General features: G+C 72.8%; 6 protein-coding genes. 3 read left to right on the forward strand and 3 right to left on the reverse strand.

The genetic code is table 11. The features are described 5' to 3' along the window. Positions 1-116 precede the first annotated feature (116 nt). The 3 genes from pta to pyk all read left to right on the forward strand — a co-directional run bounded on the left by pta (position 117) and on the right by pyk (position 4,988). Positions 117-2,246: a phosphate acetyltransferase gene (gene pta, locus ACIGG8_RS31195; protein ID WP_396552043.1), complete on the forward strand. Its 2,130-nt coding sequence runs from the start codon at positions 117-119 to the stop codon at positions 2,244-2,246. Next, complete coding sequence (locus tag ACIGG8_RS31200) at positions 2,243-3,466, forward strand: acetate kinase (RefSeq protein ID WP_350520231.1); 1,224 nt, start codon at positions 2,243-2,245, stop codon at positions 3,464-3,466. The genes pta and ACIGG8_RS31200 overlap by 4 nt, the downstream gene beginning before the upstream one ends. Positions 3,467-3,560: 94 nt before the next feature. Continuing rightward, on the forward strand, positions 3,561-4,988 hold the full coding sequence (pyk, locus tag ACIGG8_RS31205) for a pyruvate kinase (protein WP_350520232.1): 1,428 nt from the start codon (positions 3,561-3,563) through the stop codon (positions 4,986-4,988). Positions 4,989-5,073: 85 nt separating this feature from the next. Here pyk and ACIGG8_RS31210 read toward each other — a convergent pair whose 3' ends face one another. The 3 genes from ACIGG8_RS31210 to ACIGG8_RS31220 all read right to left on the reverse strand — a co-directional run bounded on the left by ACIGG8_RS31210 (position 5,074) and on the right by ACIGG8_RS31220 (position 8,113). Then, positions 5,074-6,480, reverse strand: coding sequence for a hypothetical protein (locus ACIGG8_RS31210; RefSeq protein WP_396552044.1), 1,407 nt, complete (start codon positions 6,478-6,480; stop codon positions 5,074-5,076). A 119-nt stretch (positions 6,481-6,599) separates the two neighbouring features. Then, entirely contained in the window at positions 6,600-7,283 is a 684-nt protein-coding gene (locus ACIGG8_RS31215; protein ID WP_396552045.1) for a DUF6114 domain-containing protein, read from the reverse strand. 158 nt (positions 7,284-7,441) lie between these two features. After that, positions 7,442-8,113 (reverse strand): DUF6230 family protein, encoded by a 672-nt coding sequence (locus tag ACIGG8_RS31220; protein ID WP_350520235.1) that lies wholly within the window; start codon positions 8,111-8,113, stop codon positions 7,442-7,444. Positions 8,114-8,709: the final 596 nt, after the last annotated feature.

Below are 8,709 nucleotides of genomic sequence, written 5' to 3' on the forward strand. Positions count from 1 at the left end.
GGCAGGACCTTCGTCCCTTGCCGGTCCGGCCCGCCTCTGCTCGCGGACAGTCGTTCGGGGTGCGAAGGTATGGTCGATATGACCACCTTCCGAGACGACGGGACGGAGAAACCCACGTGGCGCGCAGCGTGTACGTGACCGGGATCGACCGGGGGGACGGCCGGCAGGCGGTCGAACTCGGGGTCATGGAACTGCTCACCCGCCAGGTGGACCGGGTCGGGCTCTTCCGCCCGCTGGTGCACGCCTCCGCCCCCGGTGAGCCGGGCTCGGACCACGTCGTCGAGCTGCTGCACGGCCGCTACCGGATCGACCTGCCGAGCACCGAGCTGTACGGCCTCACCTACGAGGAGGCCGCCGCGCTGCAGGCCGCCCAGGGGCAGGACGAGCTGGTCTCCGTCCTGGTCGACCGGTTCCGCGCGATGGAACGGCGCTGCCAGGCGGTGCTGGTGCTCGGCACCGACTTCGCCGACACCAACATCCCGGACGAACTGGCCTTCAACGCCCGCCTCGCCAACGAGTTCGGCGCCGCCGTGCTGCCGGTGGTGGGCGGTCAGGGCAAGGGCCCGGAGGCCGTGATCGCCGAGGTGCGCAACGCCCACCGGGCGTACACCGACCTCGGCTGCGAGACCCTGGCGATGATCGCCAACCGGACCGCCGCCGGCGCCAAGCAGCGGATCCAGCGCAAGCTCACCGAGAAGCTGCCGATCCCCGCCTACGTCATCCCGGAGGAGCCGGCCCTGGCCGCGCCGACCGTCGCCCAGCTGGTCGAGGCGACCGGCGCCGAGGTGCTGCTCGGCGACGCGGCCGGCCTGGCCCGCGACGTGCGCGGCTACGTCTTCGGCGGCGCCATGCTGCCGACCTTCCTGGACGCGCTGACCGAGGGCGCGCTCGTCGTCACCCCCGGGGACCGCGCCGACCTGGTGATCGGCTCGCTGGCCGCGCACGCCGCCGGCGCCCCGCCGATCGCCGGCGTGCTGCTGACGCTCGGCCAGCACCCCGGCCCGAACGTGATGGCGCTCGCCGCCCGGCTCGCCCCGGGCACCCCGGTCGCCGTCGTCCCCGAGGGCAGTTGGCCGACCGCCGCCGCCCTGACCCACCTGGAGGGCAAGCTCACCGCGGCCAGTCCCCGGAAGGCCGAGATCGCCCTCGGCCTGTTCGAACTGCACGTCGACACCGTCGAGTTGACCAACCTGATCGAGGTCGACCGGTCCGAGCGGGTCACCCCGATGATGTTCGAGCACGAGCTGCTGGAGCGGGCCCGGGCCGGCCGCCGGCACGTCGTGCTGCCCGAGGGCACCGAGGAGCGGGTGCTGCGCGCGGCCGAGATCCTGCTGCGCCGCAACATCTGCGACCTCACCCTGCTCGGTGATCCGGACGCGGTGCGCCGCAAGGCCGCCGGCCTCGGCATCGAGCTGCCGCTGGAGGCGCCGGGCGCCGACCGTGCCCAGGTCCGGCTCGTCGACCCGACCACCAGCCCGCTGCGCCGCCAGTTCGCCGAGCTGTACGCGCGGCTGCGGGCCCACAAGGGGATGACCGTCGAGCTGGCGCTGGACGTCGTCACGGACGTCTCCTACTTCGGCACCCTGATGGTCCAGGAGGGCATCGCGGACGGCATGGTGTCCGGCGCGGTGCACTCCACCGCGGCGACCATCCGGCCGGCCTTCGAGGTGATCAAGACCTCGCCGGGCGCCGCGATCGTCTCCTCCGTCTTCTTCATGTGCCTGGCCGACAAGGTGCTGGTGTACGGCGACTGCGCGGTCAACCCCGACCCGGACGCCCAGCAGCTGGCCGACATCGCGATCCAGGCCGCCGCCACCGCCGCCCAGTTCGGGGTGGAGCCGCGGGTCGCGATGCTCTCGTACTCGACCGGCACCTCGGGCTCCGGCGCCGACGTCGACAAGGTGCGCAAGGCCACCGAGCTCGTCCGCGAGCTGCGGCCGGACATCCTGGTCGAGGGCCCGATCCAGTACGACGCGGCGGTGGACGAGCACGTCGCGGCCACCAAGCTGCCGGGCTCCCCGGTGGCCGGGCGGGCGACCGTGCTGATCTTCCCGGACCTCAACACCGGCAACAACACCTACAAGGCGGTCCAGCGCTCGGCCGGCGCGGTCGCGGTCGGCCCGGTGCTGCAGGGGCTGCGCAAGCCCGTCAACGACCTCTCCCGCGGGGCGCTGGTGCAGGACATCGTCAACACCGTGGCGATCACCGCCATCCAGTCCCAGGACGACAAGGAGCACCGGGCATGAGCGAAGGAACCCGCGTTCTCGTGCTGAACGCCGGCTCCTCGTCGGTGAAGTACCAGCTGATCGAGATGCTGGACGGCACCCGACTGGCCTCCGGGCTGGTCGAGCGGATCGGCGAGTCGGGCGGGCGCCTGGTGCACACCCCCCGCGCCGGCGAGCCGCGCGAGGCGCTGCAGCCGTTCCCCGACCACTCGGCCGCGCTGAAGGCCGTCGCCGAGGAGCTGGCCGCCGACGGCCTCGGGCTGGACTCCCCCGAGCTGGCCGCGATCGGCCACCGGGTGGTCCACGGCGGCAAGCGGTTCACCGAGCCGACCGTGATCACCGAGGAGGTGCTCGGGGAGATCCGCCGGCTCATCCCGGTGGCCCCGCTGCACAACCCGGCCAACATCACCGGCATCGAGGTGGCCCGGGCGCTGCGCCCCGACCTCCCGCAGGTGGCCGTCTTCGACACCGCCTTCCACGCCTCGATGCCCGAGTACGCGGCGCGGTACGCGATCGACAAGGACGTCGCCGACGAGCACCGGGTGCGCCGCTACGGCTTCCACGGCACCTCGCACCAGTACGTCTCGCGGGCGACCGCCCGGCTGCTCGGCAAGGACCCGGCCGAGGTCAACGTGATCGTGCTGCACCTGGGCAACGGCGCCTCCGCCTCGGCGGTCAGCGGCGGACGCTGCGTCGACACCTCGATGGGCCTGACCCCGCTGGAGGGCCTGGTCATGGGCACCCGCTCGGGCGACATCGACGCCGGTGTGGTGTTCCACCTGCACCGGGTCGGCGGACTGTCGATCGACGAGATCGACGACCTGCTCAACCGCCGCAGCGGCCTGCGCGGCCTGTGCGGCGAGAACGACATGCGCGAGATCATGCGCCGCGCCGACGAGGGGGACGCGGACGCCAGGCTCGCCTTCGACAGCTACGTCCACCGGCTGCGCAAGTACATCGGCGGCTACTACGGGGTGCTCGGCCGGGTGGACGCGATCGCCTTCACCGCGGGCGTCGGGGAGAACGCGGCGCCGGTGCGCGCGGCGGCCACCGCAGGGCTGGACGAGCTGGGCATCGCCGTGGACCCGGAGCTGAACTCGGTGCGCTCGGGCGCGGCCCGGATCATCTCGCCCGCGTACGCCCGGGTGGCGGTCGCGGTGGTGCCCACCGACGAGGAGCTGGAGATCGCCCGGCAGGCCTTCGCACTGGTGCACCGGGAACCTCACATGTCCGAGGACTGACACAAAATCGTCTCACTCCTCGGAATCATTCGTCGGCGATTCCTCCCGGTCCGTGCCGAATGCACCCATAACCCGAACGGATAGACTGATCGATATGCGCCGAGCGAAAATTGTCTGCACCCTGGGTCCGGCGACGGACTCCTACGAACAGCTGAAGGCCATCGTCGAGGCGGGCATGAACGTCGCCCGACTGAACATGAGCCACGGCAACCACGCGGACCACGAGGAGCGGTACCGCAAGGTCCGCCAGGTCTCGGAGGACACCGGCAAGGCCATCGGCGTCCTGGCCGACCTCCAGGGTCCGAAGATCCGTCTGGCGACCTTCGCCAACGGCCCGGTGACCGTCGACAACGGCGACGAGTTCACCATCACCACCGAGGACGTCCCCGGTGACCAGTACATCTGCGGCACCACCTACAAGGGCCTGCCCGGCGACGTGAAGCCCGGCGACCCGATCCTGATCAACGACGGCGTCATCGCCCTGGAGGTCGTCAGCGTCGACGGCCCGCGGGTGAAGACCGTGGTGGTCGAGGGCGGCGTGCTCTCGAACAACAAGGGCATCAACCTGCCCGGCGCGGCCGTGAACGTGCCCGCCCTGTCCGAGAAGGACAAGGACGACCTGCGCTTCGCCCTGCGCCTGGGCGTCGACATGATCGCCCTGTCCTTCGTCCGCAACGCGGACGACATCAAGGACGTCCACGAGGTCATGGACGAGGTCGGCATCCGGGTGCCGGTCATCGCCAAGATCGAGAAGCCGCAGGCCGTCGAGGCCATGGAGGAGATCGTCCTCGCCTTCGACGCCATCATGGTCGCCCGCGGCGACCTCGCCGTGGAGTACCCGCTGGAGCGGGTGCCGCTGGTCCAGAAGCAGCTGGTCACGCTGGCCCGCCGCAACGCCAAGCCGGTCATCGTCGCCACCCAGATGATGGAGTCGATGATCCACGCCTCGCGCCCGACCCGCGCCGAGGTCTCCGACGTCGCCAACGCCATCCTGGACGGCGCCGACGCGGTCATGCTCTCCGCCGAGTCCAGCGTCGGCAAGTACCCGGTCGAGACCGTCCGCACCATGAGCCGGATCTGCGAGAAGGCCGAGGAGGAGCTGGTCTCCCAGGGCCTGCAGCCGCTCAACCCGGGCCGCAAGCCGCGCACCCAGGGCGGCTCGGTCGCCCGCGCCGCGTGCGAGCTGGGCGACTTCCTCGACGGCAAGGCGCTGGTCGCCTTCACCAAGTCCGGCGACACCGCCCGCCGGCTGTCCCGCTACCGCTCGCCGATCCCGGTGATCGCGTTCACCCCGGACTCCGCGACCCGCAACCAGCTCTCGCTGAGCTGGGGCGTCGAGGCGTACGTGACCGAGCAGGTCGCCACCACCGACGCCATGGTCGCCCAGGTCGACCGTGAGCTGCTGCGGATGGGCCGGCTCGCCGAGGGCGACACCGTCATCGTCACCGCCGGTGTCCCGGTCGGCATCCCCGGCACCACCAACATGGTGCAGGTGCACCACCTGGGCACCCGGGGCGAGTGAGCCCCAGGACCTGAGAACGCCCGTGGGGCGGTCCTCCCGTACGGAGGGCCGCCCCACGGGCGTCAGTGCGTCCGGCGCGCGTCGCTCACTCGTTGCTGTAGGGCGCGTCGTCGTTGAACATGTGCATCCCCGGGATGTGCAGGGTGCCGCCGAACTGACCGGCCTGCTTGGCGGTGACGCCGGTCAGCTCCAGGTCCAGCGGGATCGGGATGGCGCCGATCAGGTCGTACAGCCAGCGCGGCAGGGTGTCCGGGGTGAGGGTGATCTCGCCCAGGTCGATCGGGATCGGCAGGCCGAGCACCTTGGAGAGGTGGCCGGACAGCCGCTCCACGTACATGGTGACCGGGCCGTTGCGCATGGTCGAGGTGGAGCCCTTGGCGCCCTGGACGTGGAAGGTGACGCCGTTCCCCTCCAGTGTCGACATGTCGAGATTGTCGATGTCCACGCTGTCGACCACGAACTTCAGCACCCGCTTGCTGCCGGTCGGGGTCTTCACGTCGTAGACGCCGTGGAAGGCCGCGCCGTGCAGGGCCAGACGGCTGGTCAGCAGCGTCCAGTTCTGCTCCGGGACGACGTGGCCGGTCGTGGCCGCGCCCGCGGTCAGGCCCCGGGTGTCCACGTCGCAGTTGGGGTTGTCGGTGGGCGTGGCGGACGGGGTGCCGGTGGCGCCCGCGGTCGGCGAGGCGGTGCCGGAGGCGACGGCCGAGGGCGTCGCCCTGGGGCTCGCCTTCCCGCTCGGCGTCGCGGCCGGCGAGGGCGCGCCGCCGGAGGACGGGGTCGTCGTCGGCGTGGCGTCCGGGGTCGCGCCGTGGGCCTGCGGCTGGGCGGGCGCGGGCTGGGCCGGCGTGCCGGCCCGCGGGGCCGGGGCGGTCGGGGCGGTCGGGGTGGTGGCCGCCGGCGCGGGGGTGGTGCCCGGCTTGGGCGCCTGGGTCGGGGCCGCGGTCGGGCTGGGCGAAGCCGTCGGGTTCAGCAGGTGGTTGATGCCGCCGACGATGTCGTCGATCAGCCCGGCCTGGGTCGCCGTGCCAGGACCGCTGCCGACGCCCGGCCGGTCCGTGCCCGGCGCGACCGCCCCGGTGGTGGCGGCGCCGGCCTGCGGCTGCGCGGCCGCCCGGGCGGCGGGCGGCAGGGTGCCGGGCTCCGCCGCGGCCGGCGGCTTGACCGGCGCGACGGTCGGCGCCTGGCCGGTCGGCTGGGTCGGCACCGAGCTCGGGCCGGTCGAGGGCCCGTTCGAGGGCCCGGGGGTGGGCGCGCTGGTGGGCGCGGTCGGCGGCGCGGTCGGCGGGGTGGTCGGGCCCGCGGTCGGGCCCGTCGTCGGGTCGGCGGTCGGGCCCGGCGGCGGCTCGGGCAGCTCGCTCTTGGGGACGGGCGTCTCGATCGGCGCGACGTCCGGCACCGTGGCCGGCGCGGCACCGCAGGGCTTGCCCGCCGCCGCCTCGGCGATCGCCGGGTTGGGCGTGTAGGCGGCGGCCATCAGGAGCGCGGTCGGCACCGCGGCCATCGCCAGTGCGCGGCCTCTGAGTCTGACCCGTACGGGCGTGCGCGGGGCCGCGTGCCGACCGGAGCGCCGCGCCGGCACGGCCGCGTCGTCGGCTTGCTCGGCCGGCCCGGTCACCGCGCGGCCTCCGGGTCGGTGGCGCCGGCCTGCTTCGGGACGGACGCCTCGGCGGCGGGCTGGGCGGCCGGCTCCTGCGGCTCGCCCTGCGCGGGCAGTTGGGCGGTGGGCGCCTCGGCGGCAGCCGCGGCGGTGGTCTCCGCGGCAGCCTCGGCGGCCGGCTCGGTGGCGACGCTCTGCGCCACGGCCTCACCGGTCCCGGTGTCCGCGGCCGCCGCGGCCTCGGCGCCCTTGCGGCGGCCACGGCGACGGCCCTCGGCCGCGGTCTTCGGCTCCGGCAGCGGGGCCCAGGAGACCATCAGCCCGCCGCCGATCAGGCCCGGCAGCAGCGCCAGTCCGAAGCCCGCCAGGTTGGAGACCGGGATCGAGACCAGGGTCAGCAGGATGGTGGCGATGCCGCCGAAGACCCGCACCGCGGGCTGGAACCAGGCGGTCAGACCGAGGATGATCATCAGCACGCCGATGATCAGCGACCCCGCGCCGGCCGTGGTCGACATCGCGATGGTCAGGCCACCGAACGTCAGGTGCGCGTAGGGGAAGTAGAGGATCGGGACGCCGGCGATCATGGCCAGCAGGCCGCCCCAGAAGGGCCTGGTGCGGCGGAAATCACGGAAGTGCCGCCAGAGCCACCCGATCGGGTTCTGGTGGCCGGTCCGGGGTTCGACCGTTGCGCTGGACATGGTGCAGCTCCTCGATGTCGCTACGAGGGGAGAACAATGGGGGTGGGCCGGGGGCGGCGATGCTCCGCCGTCCCCGGCCCCGGGTGGACCCGTCGTCGGGGCGCGTCGCCCGGCAGGCCGTCAGGCGTGCCGGGCGGGCGTCCCGGTCAAAGCGAGACTCAGAAGCACTCGTTGCCCGCGCCGTCGCCGCTCTTCAGCGCGAGGTTCAGGCCGTTCAGCTTGAACGTGCCGGCCGAGGTGGCCCGGGCGACCTGCTGAACGCCGCTCAGGTCCGCCGCCTTGGCGGCCTGGGCGAAACCGGTCGCGCCGGAGGGCAGACCGGCGCCGCCGCCGGCCTTGGTGACGCCCGGGTGCGGGGTCCAGCCCTGGGTGGCCGAGCCGGAGAGGGTGGAGGCGTCCTGACCGATGTTGATGTTGGTGAAGGTCGCGTCCGCCTTCAGCTGCTCCAGGTCGATCAGCAGGTTGTCGGCCTGAACCGGCTTGCCCGCCTCGGTACCGGCGTGCAGCTGCAGGGTGATCTTGCCCAGACCGAAGCCGGTCAGGTCCGTCACCACCGACTGGCACAGGTTGGTGATGTCGGCGTGGTCGAAGGCCGAGACCGCGACCGGGTGCGGCTTGCCGTTCGCCTCGATGTCGACCGAGCCGAACTGGGCGAAGTTGGTGCCGTGCAGCTGGTCGGTGCTGACCTTGAACTGCTGGCCGGAAATGCTGAACGAAGCGGCGAGCGCGCTGTTGGCGATCGAGACGCCGACCATCGCGGTGGCCGCGACGCTCGGAACCATCACCAGGGCGAAGCGCTTCCAGCGGGTCTTGCCGTAGGTCTTGGACATGCGAGTCCTCCTTCTAGGACGTACATCTCCGGCTCCCCGGCGGCGTGGCGCGCGCCGGTGGGGGCCTGGGATGGGAGAGAGCTACGTCCTCGGTAGCGGAGAGCGCCTTGGGCGTCGTCGGACGCGGGAGCGGCCTGCGTAGAGCGGCCCTCCCGGCCGAGCACCGACCGACCTTGTGGGGCGGCGGGCAGGACCGACGACATCGGCGATCACCCCCGAGCGACAACCAGCGACCGCGCAGGGCCGCGCGGCCGGTCGAAGGACAGGAACCGCCGTGGGACCGCGGATACCCCCCTGCCCTCCCTACCGCCGACCGGGGCCGGCGGATCACCCGGTGGGGATCCCGCGCTCCGCTTGGCCGACGGCTGTCGGAGGGTGTGGAGTCTGGGACCGGGCGACGCCGATGCTGCTTGAATCCCGGGCGAAGCACAAGGGGTGCCTTACTGACGGGTAATCCAACATTCGGTGGCGTCGATCATGAACTGGACGCGACGAGCACCGTACGTGACGGCTTGAAGGAACGGTGACGGCGAAATCTGCCGGAAACACCGCCGAAACACCCGTGGGTGGTCACGGATAGTGACCACCCACGGGTG

Source organism: Kitasatospora sp. NPDC085464 (assembly GCF_044541955.1).
Taxonomy (GTDB): Bacteria; Actinomycetota; Actinomycetes; order Streptomycetales; family Streptomycetaceae; genus Kitasatospora.

What these genes read in the sequence shown, in the direction of transcription:
- ACIGG8_RS31200 (WP_350520231.1), top strand. Translation starts at nt 2,243, where the DNA reads ATGAGCGAAGGAACCCGCGTTCTCGTGCTGAACGCCGGCTCCTCGTCG.
- pyk (WP_350520232.1), top strand. Translation starts at nt 3,561, where the DNA reads ATGCGCCGAGCGAAAATTGTCTGCACCCTGGGTCCGGCGACGGACTCC.
- ACIGG8_RS31215 (WP_396552045.1), bottom strand. Translation starts at nt 7,283, where the DNA reads ATGTCCAGCGCAACGGTCGAACCCCGGACCGGCCACCAGAACCCGATC.
- ACIGG8_RS31220 (WP_350520235.1), bottom strand. Translation starts at nt 8,113, where the DNA reads ATGTCCAAGACCTACGGCAAGACCCGCTGGAAGCGCTTCGCCCTGGTG.